Consider the following 17,568-nt stretch of genomic DNA (forward strand, 5'->3'; position numbering starts at 1 on the left):
AAAAAGTCACTCCGGCGCCCAGTATAGGCGATCCTGGGGACCTTAAAAGGCGCTGGAGGGGTTATTGTGCAACGGCTTGTTTCCCGTCGCGGCTGAAGGCGGCGTCGATCAGACGCCGGGTGTAGGCGTCCTCCGGGTTCGCGAAGACCCGGTCGGTGTCGCCATGCTCCACCACCTTGCCATGACGCATCACCAGCAGCCGATGGCTGATGGCGCGCACCACCTTGAGGTCGTGGCTGATGAACACATAGCTGAGCCCGTGGCGGCGCTGCAGCGTCTTGAGCAGCTCCAGCACCTGGGCCTGGACGCTGCGGTCCAGAGCCGAGGTCGGTTCATCCAGAATCAGGAGGTCCGGCTCCAGCACCAGGGCGCGGGCGATGGCGATGCGCTGGCGCTGCCCGCCGGAGAATTCGTGGGGATAGCGGTCGCCGCTATCCGCCGGCAGGCCGACCTCGGCGAGCAGATCGCGGACCCGGGTGGCGCGCTGGCCGGCATCCAGTTCCTTGTGGTGCACGCGCAGGCCTTCCTCCACCGCCTGGGACACGGTCAGGCGTGGGTTGAGGCTGCCGTAGGGGTCCTGGAACACCACCTGCATATGGCGCCGCCAGGGGCGCAGGGCGCGGGCGCCCAGCTCGTGCAGCGGCTGATCCAGCAGAACCACCTTGCCCCGTGCCTGGATCAGGCGTAGCAGGGCCAGCGCCACGGTGGACTTGCCGGAACCGGATTCGCCCACCACGCCCAGGGTCTCGCCACGATGGACCTGAAAGGACACCCCGTCCACCGCGGCCACGGTGTCTCGCCGGCCCAGCCAGCCCCGCCGGCGGCCCGGGAAGTGCACCGCCAGGTCGTCGGCGCGCAGCAGCACCGGGGGATCGGCGGGCAGCGGGTCCGGGCGTCCGGCGGGCTCGCTGTCCAGCAGATGGCGGGTGTAGGCGTCGCGAGGATGGTTAAGCACCTGTTCGGTGGCGCCCCGTTCCACGATCCGGCCCCGGTGCATCACCGCCACTTCCTCGGCGAAGCGGCCCACCAGGCCGAGGTCATGGCTGATCAGCAGAATGCTCAGATGTCGCTCGCGCTGCAGCCGCTTGAGCAGATCCAGAATGGTTTCCTGGATGGTGACATCAAGGGCCGTGGTCGGCTCGTCGGCGATCAGCAGTTGCGGGTCGTTGGCCAGGGCCATGGCGATCATCACCCGTTGCCGCTGCCCGCCGCTGAGCTGGTGGGGGTAGCGCGCCAGCATGTCCTCGCTGGCGGGCAGGTCCACCTGGGCAAGCAGCTCCCGGCAACGCCGGCGCACCGCTTCGCGGCCCAGCCTCTGGTGCACGCGGATCGCCTCGCCGATCTGTTTCTCGACCTTGTGCAGTGGATTCAGGGCGGTGAGTGGCTCCTGGAAGATGGTGCCGATGCGGCCGCCGCGCAGCGCCCGGCGGCGCGCCTCTGGCCAGCCCGATACATCCTCGCCTTCCAGGGCCAGGCTCGCTACCTGGCGGCTGGCGCCAGGGGGCAGCAGGTCGATCAGCGACAGGGCGGTGAGCGACTTGCCGGAGCCGGATTCTCCCACCAGGGCGAGCATGCGGCCGGCCTCGATATCCAGATCCACGCCGTCCACCGCCGGCTTCGACGGGTCATCGAACCAGATGCTCAGATCGCGAACGCTCAGCAGGCTCATGGTGTTTCTCCACGCTCGGCGGCCAGGTACTTGCGTGGATCGAAGGCATCACGCACCGCCTCGCCCACGAACACCAGCAGCGACAGCATCAGCGCCAGGGTGACGAAGGCGCTCAGTCCCAGCCAGGGAGCATGCAGGTTGGCCTTGCCCTGGCCGAGCAGTTCGCCCAGCGACGGCGAGCCCGGCGGCAGCCCGAAGCCGATGAAGTCCAGGGAAGTGAGCATGATCACCGAGGCATTGAGCACGAACGGCAGGTAGGTGAGGGTGGCGACCATGGCATTGGGCAGCATATGCCGGAATAGAATCACCGGCGTGCGCACGCCCAGGGCCTGGGCGGCGCGTACATAATCCAGGTTGCGGGCACGCAGGAATTCCGCGCGCACCAGATCCACCAGCGTCATCCACGAAAACAGCAGCAGGATCAACAGCAGGGTCCAGAAGCCGGGCACCACGAAACTCGAAATAACGATGATCAGATACAGGATCGGCATGCTCGACCACACTTCCACGAAGCGTTGGCCGGCCAGATCCAGCCAGCCGCCGTAGTAGCCCTGCACCGCGCCCACCACGATGCCGATGGCACTGGCGGCGACCGTCAGAATCAGCCCGAACAGCACGGACAGCCGGAAGCCGTGGATCAGCCGCGCCAGCACATCACGGCCCTGGTCGTCGGTGCCCAGCCAATTCTCCGCCGAGGGGGGCGCCGGCGCCGGCACCTGCAGATCGTAGTTGATGGTGTCGTAGCTGTAGTGGATTGGCGGCCACAGCATCCAGCCGTCGTCGTTGATCAGCTCCGCCACGTAGGGGTCACGGTAATTGGCCTCGGTTTCGAACAGGCCGCCGAAGGTGGTTTCCGGGTAGACATTGAACACCGGCATGTACAGTTCGCCCTGGTAACGCACCAGGATCGGCTTGTCGTTGGCGACGAACTCGGCGCCCAGACTGAGCACGAACAGCACCAGGAACAGGTACAGCGACCACAGCCCGCGACGGTTGCGGCGGAAGGCGTGCCACTGGCGCCGCCAGATTGGACTCAGCTCCATCAGCGAGCCCTCCGCTCGAAATCAATGCGCGGGTCCACCCACATGTAGGTGAGGTCCGACACCAGCTTCAGCAGCATGCCCAGCAGGGTGAAGATGAACAGGGTGCCGAATACCACCGGGTAATCCCGGTTGATCACCGATTCGAAGCCCAGCAGGCCGAGGCCGTCCAGGGAAAAAATGTACTCGATCAGCAGCACACCGGTGAAGAACATGCCCACGAACGCGGCCGGGAAGCCGGCGATGATGATCAGCATGGCGTTGCGGAACACGTGGCCGTAGAGCACCCCTTTCTCAGTGAGCCCCTTGGCCCGGGCGGTCTGCACGTACTGCTTGCCGATCTCGTCCAGGAAGGAGTTCTTGGTGAGCATGGTCAGGGTGGCGAAGTTGCCGATCACGATGGCCAGGGTGGGCAGGGTGATGTGATGGAAGTAGTCCAGCACCTTGCCGAAGGTGGAAAGCTGGTCGAAGTCGTCGGAGGTGAGCCCGCGCAACGGGAACCACTCCAGGTAGGAGCCGCCGGCGAACAACACCACCAACAGGATGGCGATCAGAAAGCTGGGGATGGCGTAGCCGACCACGATGGCGGTACTGGTCCAGACATCGAAGCGGCTGCCGTCGCGCACCGCCTTGCGGATGCCCAGCGGTATCGCCACCAGATAGGTGATCAGCGTGCTCCACAGCCCCAGGGAAATCGACACCGGCAACCGTTCCGCGATCAGGGTACTGACCGGCCTGTCGCGGTAGTAGGACTCGCCGAAGTCGAACGTCAGGTAGCGCTTGACCATCAGCCAGAAGCGCTCCGGAGCCGGCTTGTCGAAGCCATACAGCTTCTCGATGCGGGCCACCAGCTCCGGTGGCAGCCCCCGCGAGCCCCGATAGCCTCCATCACCGCCGCCGGTGAAATCCGCGGTGGTGCCGGCGAAGCCACCGCCGGTGCCACCGCCACCCAGGCCCTGGAGTTGCGCCAGGGCTTTCTCCACCGGGCCGCCCGGGGCCGCCTGCACGATCACGAAATTCAGCAGCAGAATGCCGAACAGGGTAGGGACGATCAGCGCCAGGCGCTTGAGGATATAGACCAGCATCAGTCGGCGCTTTTATCCCACCAGAGGTCCAGGGCGCCCAGGATGGGCACATAGGGTGGCAGCGGCGCGTGCGCCAACCCGGAACGGTAGGCGAAGCGGTGCTTGGGGGCGTACCAGTTGGGCACCACGTAGAAGCCCCACTGCAAGGCCCGGTCCAGCGCGCGGGTTCGGGTCACCAGTTCCTCGCGGGTCTTGGCCCGGATCACCTTGTCGACCAGGGCGTCCACCGCCGGGTTGCTGACGCCGGCGAAATTGCGGCTGCTTTCCCGCTCGGCGGCTTCGGAACTCCAGAAACCGCGCTGCTCGTTACCCGGCGAGGTGGATTGACCCCAGCCCTGGATCAGCATGTCGAAGTTGTACTGGCGCAGCCGCTGAACGTACTGGGACTGGTCCACCCGCACCACGTCCACGTCGATGCCGAGGGTCTTCAGATTGCGGGCGAACGGCAGCACCACCCGTTCGAAGGCGGGGCGGAACAGCAGGAACTCGAACTTCACCGGTTTGCCGTCCGCGGTATGCAGTTTACCGTCGCGCACCTTGTAGCCGGCCTTCATCAGCAATTGCTGGGCATGGCGAAGGTTCTCCCGGGGCCGACCGGAACCGTCGGACACCGGTGGCTGGTAGGCCTCGGTGAAGACCCGGGGCGGCAGGTCGTCGCGCAGCGGCTCCAGCAGCGCCAGCTCCTGCTCGTCGGGCAGGCCGGTGGCGGCCAGGTCGGAATTCTGGAAGTAGCTGCGGGTTCGTTGGTACTGACCGTAGAACAGGTTCTTGTTGGACCACTCGAAATCGAAGGCGTAGCCGATCGCCTCGCGCAGTACCGGGTCCTGGAACAGCGGGCGGCGGGTATTGAAGATGAAGCCCTGCATGCCGGCGGGATTGCTGTGTGACACCTCCTCGGTGACCAGGCGACCGCTGTCGAAGGCATCGCCGGTGTAGGCGGTGGCCCAGAGCTTGGAATTGGTTTCCGTGCGCCAGCCATAGTCGCCGCGCTTGAACGCTTCCAACGCCACGGTTTCATCCAGGTAGTATTCGTAGATCACCCGATCGAAGTTGAAGCGACCGCGCATTACCGGCAGGTCCCTGGCCCAGTAATCGTCGCGGCGTTCGTAGACCACCCGCTTGCCGGGTTTGAAACTCTTGATCCGGTAGGGGCCGGAGCCGATCGGCGGCACCAGGGTGGCATCGGCGAAGGTCTTGTCGTCCCAGTAATGCTTGGGCATCACCGGTAACTGGCCGACGATCATCAACAATTCCCGGTTATCGCCGGGCTTGAAGGTGAATTTGACCCTGCGTTCGGACAGCGCCTCGACCTTTTCCACATCGCCATAGTAATAGGCGTAGAAGGGCGCGCCTTCCTCGCGCAGCTGGCGGAAGGTCCAGGCCACGTCCTCGGCGCGTACCGGCTCGCCGTCGGCGAAGCGCGCCTGTGCGCGCAACGTGAAGATCACCCAGGAGCGGTCCTCGGGGTACTCGATCTTTTCCGCCAGCAGGCCGTACTCGCTGAACGGTTCGTCCAGGCTGGGGGCCAGCAGGCTGTCGTACAGGTAGCCCTCCACGCCGCTGGCGGCGGTGCCCTTGGGCAACCAGGGCATGAAATTGTCGAAGCCACCCAGTTCGTGCAGGCGCAGGGTGCCGCCCTTGGGGGCGTTCGGATTGACGTAGTCGAAGTGCTGGAACCCGGGCCCGTATTTGGGCGTGCCGTGCATGGCGATGGCGTGGGCGGTGATCACGTCCGCCCGGGCGGCGCCGGCGAACATGGCCGGCACCAGAAAAAGAAGGGTAAGAAAAGACCGCATGGCGCCTGTCATCGTTATTGTGCACTCCTGAAAAGGACCGGTGGCGTCACCATAGCCCAGGCCGTGTTATTCACCAATACCCGGACTGCGCGCGCCGCCGGAAGTTCAGGGGGCGCTGCGCACGTCCACGTACAGGGTCAGGCGATCACCGGGTTGCAGATAGCGGTTGCCCTGCACGCCGTTGTTCCAGTCGCGGATCTGGCTTACCGACACGTTGAATCGGTCGGCGATGGCGTACAGGGAGTCGCCGCGGCGCACCGAGTAGCGCACCTTGCGGATCATCTCCTGGCGGTCGGCGCCGCTCACCGGGGCCGCCGCGCCGTTCTCGGTCCACACCGCCAGGGTCTGGCCGACGCGCAGCGGATCACCCGGCGCCATGTTGTTCCAGCGCGCCAGGGCGCGCACGCTGACATCGTAGCTGCGCGCCAGGTCCCAGAGGGTATCGCCGCTGGAGACACGGTGATCGACGCGCTGGCGCCCGGCGCGGTCGCGACCCTGCTGCTTGGCCAGCCGGGCGTCGGCGCTGAGTTCGTACTGGTCCGCCGCCGGTTCCGGGATCAGCAGGGTGCGCCCGGCGATGATGGTACTGCCGTGAAGATCGTTGATGTCACGCAGCACCGCCGCGGTGGTGCGATGCTGCCGGGCGATACCGCTCAGCGAGTCGCCACGCCGGATGGTGTAGCGCAACCAGCGCATGCGCTGATCGACGGGCAGGGCGGCAAGCCGCTCGCGGAACTCGTCGGCCTGATCCACCGGCACCAGCAGGTCGGTGGGGCCGTCCGGGGCCGTCGCCCAGCGGTTGAAGGCCGGGTTGAGCAGATAGAGCTCCTCGGTGGAGATGCCGGCCATGCTGGCGGCCTGGGCCAGATCGATCTGGCCGCCCACGTCCACGGAGGCGAAATAGGGCTCGTCATCGATCGGGTGCAGGGTCACGCCGTAGCGCTCCGGGTCGCGAACGATTTGCGCCACCGCCAGCAGTTTGGGCACATAGGCGGTGGTTTCCCGGGGTAGATCCAGGCTCCAGAAATCCAGCGGCTTGCCGGCCTCCTCATTATGGCGGCGGGCCCGGGAAACGGTGCCGCCACCGGCGTTATAGGCGGCCAGGGCCAGTAACCAGTCGCCGTCGAACCGGGCCGACAGCTTCTGCAGATAGTCGAGCGCGGCACGGGTGGAGCGCTTGATGTCCCGCCGTCCGTCGTACCACCAGGTCTGATCCAGCCCGAAGTACTTGCCGGTGGAGGGGATGAACTGCCAGGGGCCGGCGGCGCGACCGTGGGAGTAAGCGAAGGGGTCGAAGGCGCTTTCCACCACCGGCAGCATCACCAGCTCGAGAGGCATGTCGCGGGCTTCCGCTTCCTCGACGATGAAATGGAGGTAGCGTTCCGAGCGGGTGGTGACGCGGGTGAAATAGGACGGATGGCGGGCATACCATTCGCGCTGGGCGCGCACCCGGTCATTGTCCATATCCAGATTCAGGCGGTAGCCGGCGCGGATACGATCCCACAAATCCCGGTCGGCGTTGGAGGCGCGATCCGGATTGCGTGGTTCCGGCTCGGCCATGCCATTGGCCAGATCCGGATTGTCCAGAGATGGCTCGGCGGCCGGCATGGGCGGCAGCTCGTCCACGTGCCGCGACGACGGTTGATCCGATGGGGCCGAGCCTGAAGGCATCAGGGCACAGCCACTCCCCATAAGCGCGACCCCCAAGGTCACGCAACCCAGAAGTTTATTCATAACAACAATATACGAATGAAAGCTTAAGTGGATTCTAGGCATCGCCCCAGGGCGGGGCAAGCAAAAAGGCCACCGCCGCGATGCGTTCCCCCGGAAATTCGATGGACATCACAATGCCATATTCGTGCCGGATTTTCCTGTTTCGTGCTTTGCTCAGGCGGAATCCTTCCAGCGTCGCAGGGCGGCGAAGGAGGCCACCGGGGTGTCCGGGCGCTCACCGAAATGGCGTTCGCAGGCCTGGCGCAGGGACGGCTCGGCGGCGCGCAGGAAGGGGTTGGTGCGCTTCTCCTCGCCGACCGTGGAGGGCAGGGTGATGCGGTCCTCCCCGCGCAACTCGCGAACCCGCGCCAGGCGCTCGGCCACGGCCGGGTCCTCCGGTGACACGGTGGCCGCGAACGACAGATTGGCCTGGGTGTACTCATGGGCGCAGAACACCAGGGTCTGTTCCGGCAACCCGGCCAGACGGGTCAGGGAGTGGTGCATTTGCTCCGGGGTGCCCTCGAACAGGCGGCCGCAACCGCCGGCAAACAGGGTATCGCCGCAGAACAGCCAGCCCTGTTCCGGGGCATGGAAGGCGATGTGCCCCAGGGTATGGCCGGGCACGTCCAGGACTTCCAGTTCCAGGTCCGGGGTGGCCAGCCGAACCCGGTCGCCGTCGCGCAGCGGGTGGTCCATTTCCGGGATCGTTTCCCGGGCCGGGCCGTACACCGGAATGTCGCGGTTTTCGCACAGGGCGCTGACGCCACCCACATGGTCCGGGTGGTGATGGGTGATCAGCAGCGCGCTCAGGGTGAGGCCCTCCCGGGCCAGCCAGGCTTCCACCGGGCGCGCGTCGCCCGGGTCCACCACCACGCAGTGGGTGCCGTCGTGGATCGCCCAGATGTAGTTGTCGGAGAAGGCGGGGATCGCCGTAGGGGCTTGCAGCATGACGTGTTACTCTGTGCTTGGGGTGTTCAGATGCTAACAGCCGGCAGGGAGAATGTCAGAAATGCAGCTGCCTCCGCTTTCCCGTTCCCCGTTCCGCCGCCAGCCCGCGGACATGACACGGCGCTTCGATGTCTGGCTGGAGAGTGAAGCCGGCCAGGCGGTGCTCGGTGCCGAACGGGCCATGCTGGCCGACTGGCTGCCCAAGCTGGTGGGCCAGCGCGCGATGGAAATCAGCGGCGGTCGCGGCCGCGACATGCTGGCCGGCATCCGCCTGCCGTGGCGCTGCGCGGTGAACCCGATTCACCTGGGCGGCGGCGCCCCGGATCTCGACCGGTACCTCGGTTGTTACCCCGAGCGTGACGCCGACGGCGCGACCGCGCAGCCGGTGCGCATGGAAGCCTGCCCCCTGGCGCTGCCGGTGGCCAAGAACAGCGTCGACGTGGTGCTGCTGCACCATGGTCTGGAATTCCAGGACAACCCCCACCAGGCGTTGCGCGAGGCGGCCCGCTGCGTGGCGCCGGGCGGCGTGATCGCGGTGTTGGGCTTTCATCCCATCAGCCCCCTGGGGCTGGCCCGCTGGTTGCGGGGCGGCGATGGCCGCCCGGGCTGGAACGGGCGCTACTTCCGACCCTATCGGGTCAGTGACTGGCTGCATGTGCTGGGCTTCGAGGTCGAAGGCCTGGCCGGTGGCTTCTATAATCTGCCGCTGGCTGACCGCGGCCGGGCTCGTCTGCGCTGGCTGGAATGGCTGGGGCGGCGCCTGTGGTGGCGCTTCGGCGGGGTCTATCTGCTGGTGGCGCGCAAGCGGGCGGCGATGATGCGCCCGCTGGCCCCATCCCGGGCGTTCAGCAGGCAGCGCCCCACGGTGGTCTCGGTGCCGGTGGCCCGTTGGCGGCAGGAACGGAATACGGAGTAATCGTTGAAGCAGGTCGAAATATTCACCGACGGCGCTTGCCGGGGAAACCCGGGGCCCGGTGGCTGGGGCGCGGTATTGCGCCACGGCAACAATGAGAAGGAACTGTACGGCGGCGAGCCGCACACCACCAATAACCGCATGGAACTGATGGCGGCGATCCAGGCGCTGGAGGCGCTGCGCGAGGAGTGCGAGGTGCGTCTGACCACGGATTCCCAGTACGTGCGCAAGGGCATCACCGAATGGCTTGCCAACTGGAAGAAGCGCGGCTGGAAGACCGCCGCCAAAAAGCCGGTGGTCAACCAGGACCTGTGGGTGCGCCTGGACCAGGCGGCGGCCCGCCACCGGGTGCGCTGGCACTGGGTCAAGGGACACAGCGGCCACCCGGAGAACGAGCGCGCCGACCAGCTCGCCAACCGCGGCATTGATGAAATGAAGGCACGGGCATGAGACAGATCGTACTGGATACCGAGACCACCGGCCTGGACCCGCAGTCCGGGCACCGCATCATCGAGATCGGCTGCGTGGAGGTGGAAAACCGCCGCCTGACCGGCAACAACCTGCACCTGTACATCAATCCCGAGCGTGACATCGACGAGGGCGCCTTGGAGGTGCACGGCATCACCACCGAGTTCCTGGCCGACAAGCCGACTTTCGATCAGATTGCCCGGGAGTTCATGGATTTCGTGCGTGGCGCCGAGCTGGTGATCCACAACGCGCCCTTCGATGTGGGCTTCCTGGATCACGAACTGCGTCGCCTGGGCCGGGAGTGGGGCACCATCGCCGAGGCCTGCGGGGTACTTGATACCCTGAAATTGGCCCGCGATCTGCACCCGGGCCAGAAGAACAGCCTCGACGCGTTGTGCCGCCGCTACGACGTGGACAACGGCCACCGGGAACTGCACGGTGCTTTGCTGGATGCGGAGATCCTGGCGGACGTTTACCTGGCCATGACCGGTGGCCAGACGCGGCTTTCCCTGGGCGCCGAGGGCGCCGACGAGGGCGCCGGGGTGGCCGAGGCGATCCGCCGTCTGGCCGTGGACCGGCCCCGCCTGACGGTGGTTCGCGCCAGCGATGGCGACGCCGAGCGTCATCGCGCCAAGCTGTCCGCCATTGCCGGCAAGAACGGTCAGCGCACGCTGTGGGAAGAATTGGAAGGCTGAGGTTTAGCCGGAGGGGCTGGAATTGCGACTGAAGTCGCTCCTACCCGCACCGAACCACCTGTAGGAGCGACTTCAGTCGCGATTGCTTAGAGGTTCAATGGTGCGGCGTCGTATCCGCGTCCAGGTTCAGCTCGCTGGGCTGGTGGTGCTCAATCCAGCCTTGCTCGTACATGTACTCGGTGGCCGGCTCCAGGGCAATGGCGGTCATCGCCAGACCGGTGAGGCTCATGACGATGGTGTAGGGCAGCGCCATCACCACCATGCGACCGTAGGACAGCCTCACCAGCGGCGCCAGGGCCGAGGTGAGCAGGAACAAAAACGCCGCCTGACCGTTGGGGGTCGCCACCGACGGAATGTTGGTGCCGGTGTTGATGGCCACGGCCAGCAGGTCGAAGGTGTCGCGGTTGATCTCGTTGTTAACCAGCGCCAGGGCTACTTCATCGATGTACACGGAAGCGACGAAAACGTTATCGGACACCGCCGAGAGCACGCCGTTGGCCAGGTAGAAGGCGGAGCCCTGGGCATCCCGCTCCAGGGACAGCACGTACTCGATCACCGGCGCGAACAGTTGTTGGTCGGCGATTACCGCCACCACCGCGAAGAAAACCGTGAGCAGGGCAGTGAAGGGCAGTGCTTCTTCGAAGGCGGCGCCCAGGCGATGTTCCTCGATAATGCCGCAGAAGGCGGTGGCCAGGATGATCACGCTCAGACCCACCAGACCCACCGGCGCCGCGTGGGTGGCCAGGCCCACCACCAGCCAGACGGCGATCAGGCCCTGTACCACCAGGTTCACCTTGTCGCGAGTGGTGCGGCGGCTTTCCTGCTCCAGGGCGGACTGACGCATGATCGCCTGGACCTTTTCCGGGATCTCCTCGCCGTAGCCGAAACTACCGCTCCATTCCAGGAACAGACAGGTGAGCAGGCCGGAGACCAGTACCGGCAGGCTGATCGGCGCCATGCGCAGGAAAAATTCACCGAACTCCCACTGCGCCTTGGTGGCGATCAGCAGGTTCTGTGGTTCGCCCACCAGGGTGCACACGCCGCCCAGGGCGGTACCCACGGCGGCATGCATCAGCAGGCTGCGCAGGAAAGCGCGGAAGCGGCGCAGATCCTCGCGGTGCAGATCCTCCACGGAGGTGTCGTCGCCGTGGTCGTGTTTTTGCTGGAAATTCTTTCCCGACGCCACCTTGTGGTAGATGCCGTAAAACCCGGTGCACACCGCGATCACCACCGCGGTGACGGTAAGTGCGTCGAGGAACGCGGACAGCACCGCGGCGGCGATGGAGAACAGCAGGCTGAGCATCATCTTGGAGCGCACCCCAAGCAGCAGCCGGGTGAACACGTACAGCAGCAGGTCCTTGAGGAAGAAGATGCCGGCCACCATGAAGATCAGCAGCAGCAGCACCTCAAGGTTGCCTTCCACCTTGTGCAGTACCGTGGTCGGCGAGGTCAGGCCGATCAGCAGCGCCTCGATGGCCAGCAGGCCACCGGGCTGCAGCGGGTAGCATTTAAGCGCCATGGCCAGGGTGAAAATGAACTCCGCCAGCAGCAGCCAGCCGGCGGTGGCCTCCCCCAGAGTCCAGGCCACGATCGGGTTGGCGATCAGAAAGGCGACAATGGTGTATTTGTACCAGGCGGGGGCTTGCCCCAGGAAATTCTGACCGAAGGCACGGCCGAGATGGGCGGACATGGCTCTTCCTGCTTATTTATGAGTTGGCATCGGATGGGCGGCGCAATAATAAGCACTTCCTTTGCCCGGGTACAGGGCAGGGTGCCCGGGCTTTGCTCCGGATCAAGGCTCGGGGCGGTTTCGAGGCTGTGCAGAGGTTAACAATATGCCGAGGAATCAGTTGCTTAGAGTTGAAAGTTGACGCATTGTTGAAGCCCGTGAGAAAGTGAAAACATCGCTTTGACGGGGTTTTGCCGCGTTGTGCGCGCCGCTCCCGAGCGCGTTCCGACCGGTCGGGGATAATTTTCACCAGGGGTTTCGTCACGCATGGTCGCCATAACCAATACCACCTCCTTGACCTTCCTGAAGGAGGCCATCGACACCACGCTCAGCGAAGCCGAGGCCAGCCTCGAGGCGTTCGCCGAGGATCGCGGCGACGCCGCCGTCCTGGACCACTGCGCCAGCGCCTTCCACCAGCTTCGCGGCATCTCCCAGGTGCTGGAGCTGAGTGCCGCCACGCTGATGAGCGAAGAGATGGAACTGGCCACCGAAGCCCTCAAGCGCCAGCACGATCGTGGCCTGGTTCAGGCTCTGGGCAACGCCATCGTGCTGCTCGGGCGCTACTATGAATACGTCCAGCTCAAGGATCGCGCCCAGCCCGAACTGCTGATCGGCGGCATCAACGAATTACGCCGTGCGGGCGGCAAGTCCCTGATTCAGGAAAGTCATTTCTTCAGTGTCGATCTGTCCCGGGCCCGCGACCCGGTACCGGCGGCCGGCGATCCCTCGGCGCTGGCGTCCCAGGGCCGGCGCCTGCGTCACATGTATCAGGTGGGCCTGCTCGGTCTGCTGCGCGGGCAGAATCGGGATGCCCATCTCAAGCTCATGGCCCGCGCCCTGCAACGGGTCGATGCGCTGTGCGGCGACTGCGCGCTGGGCCGTTTCTGGTGGGTGGCGCGAGCCGCCACCGAGAGCCTGGCCGCCGATGGCATGGTGATCACGCCGGCGCGCAAGGCGCTGCTGGCCCAATACGACCGCCAGCTCAAGAAGCTGGTGTACGACGGCGAGCACGCACTGGGCAAGGAAGCGCCGCTGATGCTGATCAAGGAAAGCCTGTTTCTTGCCAGTCTGGGCTCCGGCGCCACGCCGGCGGCGCAGGAGGTTCGCCGGGTGTTCGGCGTCGGCGGGCGCATCAGCGACGCGGACCTGCAGCGTGAACTGGCGCTGATGACCGGCTCCCGGGGCTCGGTGATCCGCTCCGTGGCCGGTGCTCTGAAAGACGAGATCAACCAGATCAAGGATACCCTGGACCTGGCCGCCCAGGGCGTCGCCGACACCGATTACGCCGCCGTGGCCGGCGGCCTGCGCCGCATCGCCAGCACCCTCGAGATGGTTGGCAAGGAACAGGAAGCCACGGCGCTTCGCGAGCGCGCCGCCGCGATCGCCGACTGGCCGGCGGACACCGAGGTGGACAGCGTGGAGTTCCACGCCCTGGTGGACGATCTGCTGGCCGCCGAGAACACCGTTGCCAGCCTGGAGCGCAGCCTGGCGCCCAGCGACGACGTGCGCCGTGACGCGACTAATAGCAGTATCTCCCTGTACCAGTTGGACGATGCCCGCATGACGGTGGTGGGAGAGTGCCGGGCCGGGCTGGCGCTGGCCAAGCGATCGCTGGCCAGTTTCATGGAAAATCACTGGGACCCGATGCACATCACCAACCTGCCGGGCACCTTCGCCACGATCTGCGGGGGGCTCATGTTCCTGGAGTTGGAGAGGGCCTGTCGGGTGATCGCCGCCTGCCGCCGCTATATCGAGGAACAACTGCTCAACGGCGATGAGCCACCGGGCCAGCCGGCCATGGAAACCCTTGCCGACGCTCTCACGGGGATTGATTATTATCTGGAGAGCATGGAAGAACAGAAACCGATTGGCGAAGGGGTGCTCGACGTGGCCGAACAGGCGGTGGCGGAACTGGGCTACCCGGCGACGGAGAACCCGAATGGCTGACACGCCGAACCCCATGGACCTGTCCGCCCCGGAACCTTCCCGGGCGGAAGAGGCCTGGGTGTTCGTGATCCACGAGCAGCAAATCTGCGTGGACACGGAACAACACCCCGGAGCGGGCATCCCCAGGCTGCCCGCCTTTTTGCTCCGGGGGCATCCCGATTATCGTTTCCTGGGCCTGTTGCACGACGAGCCCTGCTATGTGTGCCTGCAGGCCGATCACGAACTCGCCGACCGGCCGCTGTACCCGATGTCCCTGCGCCAGTTGCTGGGCCAGATGGACGAGGCGCTGTTCACCATGGCCGCCCGCGCCCTGCAAGTGATCAGCTGGCGTTACAACCATCGCTTCTGCAGCCGCTGTGGCACCGCCACCGAGCCCCATGCCACCGAGCTGACGATGATTTGCCCGGCCTGCGATTATCGTCAGTACCCGCGCATCACCCCCTGCGTGATCGCCCTGGTCACTGACGGCGACCATGCCCTGCTGGGCCATTCCGCGCGCTTTCCGGAAGGTTTCTATTCCTGCCTGGCCGGCTTCATGGAAGCCGGTGAAACCGCCGAGCAGGCGGTGCGCCGGGAAGTGATGGAGGAGAGTGGGGTGAGCCTGGGTGAGTTGCGTTACTTCGCCAGCCAGTCCTGGCCGTTTCCTCATTCGCTGATGCTGGGGTTCCACGCCGCCTACGCCGGCGGCGAGATCCGCATCGACGACGACGAGATCACCGATGCGCGCTGGTTCCACTACAGCGAGCTGCCGCAAATTCCACCGCCGGGCAGCATTGCCCGGTCCCTGATTGATGATTGGCGGGACAACCGATGAGTTTCAGTGTGGCGCCTTTTCTGATCCTGGCGGTGAGCCTGGTGCTGATCCTGGTGGGTGCCTGGGTACTGCTGCGCCATAAGTGGGTGTGGCAGTGGATCAAGGGCACCGCCGGCCTGGCTCTGGTGGCGCTGGCGGTTTACCTGGTGCTGGTGGCGCTCAACCTTTACAGCTTCCACGAGCTCAACGAGGAAGTTCCGGTGGCCACGGTGAGCTTTCGCGCCACCGGTGATCAGAGTTACATCGCCACCGTCACCCGTGACGACGGCAGCAGCGAGGACTTCCGCCTCAACGGTGATCAGTGGCAATTGGATGCCCGCATCGTCAAATGGAAGATGCCCTTCACGTTGCTGGGCCTCAAACCCGGCTATCAGCTCGACCGCATTCAGGGCCGTTATTTCGCTCTGGAGGACGAGCGCTCCAAGGAACGCACCGTGTACAGCCTGAGCAAGACGCCCCTGGGCATGGACGTTTGGAGCCATGCCCGCGAGGGCTGGAGTTTCCTGGTCGATGCGCGCTATGGTAGCGCGGCTTACCTGCCCATGGCGGACGGCGCCATTTTCGAGGTGACGGTGCCACCGGCGGGCGGGTTGATCGGACGACCGCTCAACGGCAGCGCCCAGCGCGCCGTGGCGGGCTGGCAATAAACAGGACGGGTAACGGACACGGTGATCGATTTTCTTTATCAGTACGGCATGTTTCTCGCCAAGGTCGCCACCCTCGTGGTGGCGATTTTGATTGTGGTGGCGGGTATCGCCGCCACCGCCATGCGCAACCGCCAGCGTACCCCCCGGGAGGGGGAGCTGCGGGTACGCAGCCTCAACGAGGATTTCGAGGATCTGCGCGACAGCATCAGTTATCAGGTATTGCCGGCGGATGAGCGTAAGGCCGACGCCAAGAAAAAGCGCAAGGAAGAAAAGGCCAAGGCCAAGCAGCGCAAAAAGGCCGGGGCCGAGGCCAAGAGCAAGGCGCGTCTGTTCGTGCTCGATTTCGACGGTGATATCCAGGCCAGCGACGTGGAGCGGCTGCGCCGCGAGATCACCGCGGTGCTGGAAGTCGCCAATAAGGACGACGAAGTGTTGTTGCGCCTGGAAAGCCCCGGCGGCCTGGTGCACAGCTATGGCCTGGCGGCGTCGCAGCTGCGCCGTCTGCGTGGCCGGGGGCTCAAGCTCACCGTGGCGGTGGACCGGGTCGCCGCCAGTGGCGGCTATATGATGGCCTGTATTGGCGACCGCATTCTGGCGGCGCCCTTCGCGGTGATCGGCTCCATTGGCGTGGTCGCCCAGATCCCCAACTTCCATCGTCTGCTCAAGAAGAACGACGTGGACGTGGAGCTGATGACCGCCGGCGAATACAAGCGCACCCTGACCATGCTTGGCGAGAACACCGCCAAGGGGCGTGAGAAATTCCAGGAAGAACTGGAGGAGACCCACCAGCTGTTCAAGAGCTTCGTGCGCGAACACCGTCGCGGCCTGGACATCGACACCGTGGCCACCGGCGAGCACTGGTTCGGCACCCGCGCCCGGGACCTGGGCCTAGTGGACGATATCATGACCAGTGATGAATACTTGCAAGGGCGCAAGGAGCACGTGGACATCTACGAGCTCAACTGGGAATACAAGCGCAAGCTGGCGGAAAAACTGGGCTTTTCCCTGGAGGGCGCGGCGCAGCGCCTGATCGACCGTTTCTGGCACCGGGGTAGCCAGCGCCAGCTCCATTGATGCCCGACCAAAGGAGCTGACCCATGGGTTTCAAGGCACTGATCACCGAAAAGACCGACGATGGCTACCGCAGCCACGTGGGCGAACGGGAACTCACCGACCTGCCCGAGGGCGAGGTGCTGGTACGGGTCGCCTGGTCATCGCTCAACTTCAAGGACGCCCTGTCCGCCAGCGGCAATAAGGGCGTCACCCGCTCGTTTCCTCACACCCCCGGCATCGACGCCGTGGGCGTGGTGGAAGAGGCCGCCGCCGGACCGTTCAGCCCCGGCGACGTGGTCATCTGCACCGGCTACGACCTGGGCATGAACACCGCCGGCGGCTACGGGGATTACATCCGCGTGCCCGCCGAATGGCTGGCGCCGCTGCCGGCGGATCTGAGCCCCCGGGACGCCATGCTGCTGGGCACCGCCGGCCTCACCGCCGCGCTGTGCGTGGAGGCGCTGCTGGACACCGGCCTGCAGCCGGAGCAGGGCGAAGTGCTGGTCACCGGTGCCACCGGCGGCGTGGGCTGCACGGCGGTGTCGATTCTGTCGCGGTTGGGCTTCACCGTGGTGGCGGTTACCGGCAAGACGGACGCCCACGACTGGCTGCGCGAACTCGGCGCCGCCGAGATCCTGGGCCGGGACGCGCTTCTGGAGGGGCTCGAGAAGCCGCTGCTCAAGCCCCGCTGGGCCGGGGTGGTGGACTGCGTCGGCGGCGACGCCCTGGTGAGCGCGTTGAAGGGCCTTAAGTACGGTTGCAGCGCGGCCTGCTGCGGCCTGGCCGGCTCGCCGAAGCTGGAGAATGCCACCGTGTTCCCGTTCATCCTGCGCGGCGTCAACCTGCTCGGCGTGGACAGCGTTGAGTTGCCCTGCGAGGTCAAGCAGCAGATGTGGCAGCTGCTGGCCAGCGACTGGCGCCCCGACCTGGCCAAGCTGGAAGCCGCGGAAGTCACCCGCGACCAGTTGCCGGACTGGTTCGAGCGCATTCTCAAAGGCGGAGTGCGCGGGCGCGTGGTCGTCAAGATCGCGGACTGAACCAGGAGGCATCC

General features: G+C 65.7%; 15 protein-coding genes. 8 read left to right on the plus strand and 7 right to left on the minus strand.

Going from position 1 to position 17,568, the window contains the following annotated elements; genetic code table 11:
• Nucleotides 1-61: 61 nt before the first annotated feature.
• The 6 genes from ACLD02_RS14980 to gloB all read right to left on the minus strand — a co-directional run bounded on the left by ACLD02_RS14980 (nt 62) and on the right by gloB (nt 8,251).
• On the minus strand, nt 62-1,669 hold the full coding sequence (locus ACLD02_RS14980; RefSeq protein ID WP_203099797.1) for an ABC transporter ATP-binding protein: 1,608 nt from the start codon (nt 1,667-1,669) through the stop codon (nt 62-64).
• A complete protein-coding gene (locus ACLD02_RS14985) occupies nt 1,666-2,712 on the minus strand; it encodes an ABC transporter permease (RefSeq protein WP_410299070.1) in 1,047 nt (348 codons plus the stop codon). Before ACLD02_RS14985 ends, ACLD02_RS14980 begins: the two co-directional genes overlap by 4 nt.
• On the minus strand, nt 2,712-3,794 hold the full coding sequence (locus tag ACLD02_RS14990; protein ID WP_203099794.1) for a microcin C ABC transporter permease YejB: 1,083 nt from the start codon (nt 3,792-3,794) through the stop codon (nt 2,712-2,714). The genes ACLD02_RS14985 and ACLD02_RS14990 overlap by 1 nt, the downstream gene beginning before the upstream one ends.
• On the minus strand, nt 3,794-5,590 hold the full coding sequence (locus tag ACLD02_RS14995) for an extracellular solute-binding protein (protein WP_410299071.1): 1,797 nt from the start codon (nt 5,588-5,590) through the stop codon (nt 3,794-3,796). Before ACLD02_RS14995 ends, ACLD02_RS14990 begins: the two co-directional genes overlap by 1 nt.
• 105 nt (nt 5,591-5,695) lie before the next feature.
• Nucleotides 5,696-7,261, minus strand: coding sequence for a LysM peptidoglycan-binding domain-containing protein (locus ACLD02_RS15000; protein WP_410299072.1), 1,566 nt, complete (start codon nt 7,259-7,261; stop codon nt 5,696-5,698).
• Between the two features lie 216 nt (nt 7,262-7,477).
• Nucleotides 7,478-8,251 (minus strand): hydroxyacylglutathione hydrolase, encoded by a 774-nt coding sequence (gene gloB, locus ACLD02_RS15005; RefSeq protein ID WP_203099788.1) that lies wholly within the window; start codon nt 8,249-8,251, stop codon nt 7,478-7,480.
• 61 nt (nt 8,252-8,312) lie between these two features.
• Here gloB and ACLD02_RS15010 point away from each other — a divergent pair, with 61 nt between their 5' ends.
• Genes ACLD02_RS15010 through dnaQ form a run of 3 tightly spaced genes read left to right on the plus strand, consistent with a single transcriptional unit; the run spans nt 8,313 to nt 10,327 of the window.
• The gene (locus tag ACLD02_RS15010) at nt 8,313-9,167 is read left to right on the plus strand and encodes a methyltransferase domain-containing protein (RefSeq protein ID WP_203099786.1); all 855 of its coding nucleotides are present in this window, start codon (nt 8,313-8,315) and stop codon (nt 9,165-9,167) included.
• Nucleotides 9,168-9,170: 3 nt separating this feature from the next.
• Nucleotides 9,171-9,614 (plus strand): ribonuclease HI, encoded by a 444-nt coding sequence (gene rnhA / locus ACLD02_RS15015; protein ID WP_203099784.1) that lies wholly within the window; start codon nt 9,171-9,173, stop codon nt 9,612-9,614.
• The gene (gene dnaQ, locus ACLD02_RS15020; RefSeq protein WP_203099782.1) at nt 9,611-10,327 is read left to right on the plus strand and encodes a DNA polymerase III subunit epsilon; all 717 of its coding nucleotides are present in this window, start codon (nt 9,611-9,613) and stop codon (nt 10,325-10,327) included. The genes rnhA and dnaQ overlap by 4 nt, the downstream gene beginning before the upstream one ends.
• Before the next feature lie 94 nt (nt 10,328-10,421).
• Here dnaQ and nhaB read toward each other — a convergent pair whose 3' ends face one another.
• Nucleotides 10,422-12,017 (minus strand): sodium/proton antiporter NhaB, encoded by a 1,596-nt coding sequence (gene nhaB, locus ACLD02_RS15025; protein WP_410299073.1) that lies wholly within the window; start codon nt 12,015-12,017, stop codon nt 10,422-10,424.
• Nucleotides 12,018-12,323: 306 nt separating this feature from the next.
• Between nhaB and ACLD02_RS15030 the strand changes: the two genes are divergently transcribed.
• The 5 genes from ACLD02_RS15030 to ACLD02_RS15050 are packed head-to-tail and all read left to right on the plus strand — an operon-like array spanning nt 12,324 to nt 17,554.
• Nucleotides 12,324-14,003 carry a hypothetical protein gene (locus tag ACLD02_RS15030; protein WP_203099778.1) on the plus strand — a complete coding sequence of 560 codons (1,680 nt, stop codon included), beginning with the start codon at nt 12,324-12,326 and terminating at the stop codon, nt 14,001-14,003.
• A complete protein-coding gene (gene nudC / locus ACLD02_RS15035) occupies nt 13,996-14,817 on the plus strand; it encodes an NAD(+) diphosphatase (protein WP_238400752.1) in 822 nt (273 codons plus the stop codon). Before ACLD02_RS15030 ends, nudC begins: the two co-directional genes overlap by 8 nt.
• The gene (locus tag ACLD02_RS15040) at nt 14,814-15,464 is read left to right on the plus strand and encodes a hypothetical protein (RefSeq protein WP_203099776.1); all 651 of its coding nucleotides are present in this window, start codon (nt 14,814-14,816) and stop codon (nt 15,462-15,464) included. Before nudC ends, ACLD02_RS15040 begins: the two co-directional genes overlap by 4 nt.
• Nucleotides 15,465-15,485: 21 nt before the next feature.
• Nucleotides 15,486-16,538, plus strand: a complete 1,053-nt coding sequence (sohB, locus tag ACLD02_RS15045) for a protease SohB (RefSeq protein ID WP_203099774.1) — start codon at nt 15,486-15,488, stop codon at nt 16,536-16,538.
• Nucleotides 16,539-16,561: 23 nt separating this feature from the next.
• A complete protein-coding gene (locus ACLD02_RS15050; RefSeq protein WP_203099772.1) occupies nt 16,562-17,554 on the plus strand; it encodes a YhdH/YhfP family quinone oxidoreductase in 993 nt (330 codons plus the stop codon).
• Nucleotides 17,555-17,568 lie beyond the last annotated feature (14 nt).

The organism is Alloalcanivorax sp. C16-2 (genome assembly GCF_046507615.1).
Lineage (GTDB): Bacteria > Pseudomonadota > Gammaproteobacteria > Pseudomonadales > Alcanivoracaceae > Alloalcanivorax > Alloalcanivorax marinus_A.

Coding starts and splice junctions, on each gene's coding strand:
- ACLD02_RS14980 (WP_203099797.1), bottom strand. CDS start 1,669: ATGAGCCTGCTGAGCGTTCGCGATCTGAGCATCTGGTTCGATGACCCG.
- ACLD02_RS14985 (WP_410299070.1), bottom strand. CDS start 2,712: ATGGAGCTGAGTCCAATCTGGCGGCGCCAGTGGCACGCCTTCCGCCGC.
- ACLD02_RS14990 (WP_203099794.1), bottom strand. CDS start 3,794: ATGCTGGTCTATATCCTCAAGCGCCTGGCGCTGATCGTCCCTACCCTG.
- ACLD02_RS14995 (WP_410299071.1), bottom strand. CDS start 5,590: ATGCGGTCTTTTCTTACCCTTCTTTTTCTGGTGCCGGCCATGTTCGCC.
- ACLD02_RS15000 (WP_410299072.1), bottom strand. CDS start 7,261: ATGCCTTCAGGCTCGGCCCCATCGGATCAACCGTCGTCGCGGCACGTG.
- gloB (WP_203099788.1), bottom strand. CDS start 8,251: ATGCTGCAAGCCCCTACGGCGATCCCCGCCTTCTCCGACAACTACATC.
- ACLD02_RS15010 (WP_203099786.1), top strand. CDS start 8,313: ATGCAGCTGCCTCCGCTTTCCCGTTCCCCGTTCCGCCGCCAGCCCGCG.
- dnaQ (WP_203099782.1), top strand. CDS start 9,611: ATGAGACAGATCGTACTGGATACCGAGACCACCGGCCTGGACCCGCAG.
- nhaB (WP_410299073.1), bottom strand. CDS start 12,017: ATGTCCGCCCATCTCGGCCGTGCCTTCGGTCAGAATTTCCTGGGGCAA.
- ACLD02_RS15030 (WP_203099778.1), top strand. CDS start 12,324: ATGGTCGCCATAACCAATACCACCTCCTTGACCTTCCTGAAGGAGGCC.
- nudC (WP_238400752.1), top strand. CDS start 13,996: ATGGCTGACACGCCGAACCCCATGGACCTGTCCGCCCCGGAACCTTCC.
- ACLD02_RS15040 (WP_203099776.1), top strand. CDS start 14,814: ATGAGTTTCAGTGTGGCGCCTTTTCTGATCCTGGCGGTGAGCCTGGTG.
- ACLD02_RS15050 (WP_203099772.1), top strand. CDS start 16,562: ATGGGTTTCAAGGCACTGATCACCGAAAAGACCGACGATGGCTACCGC.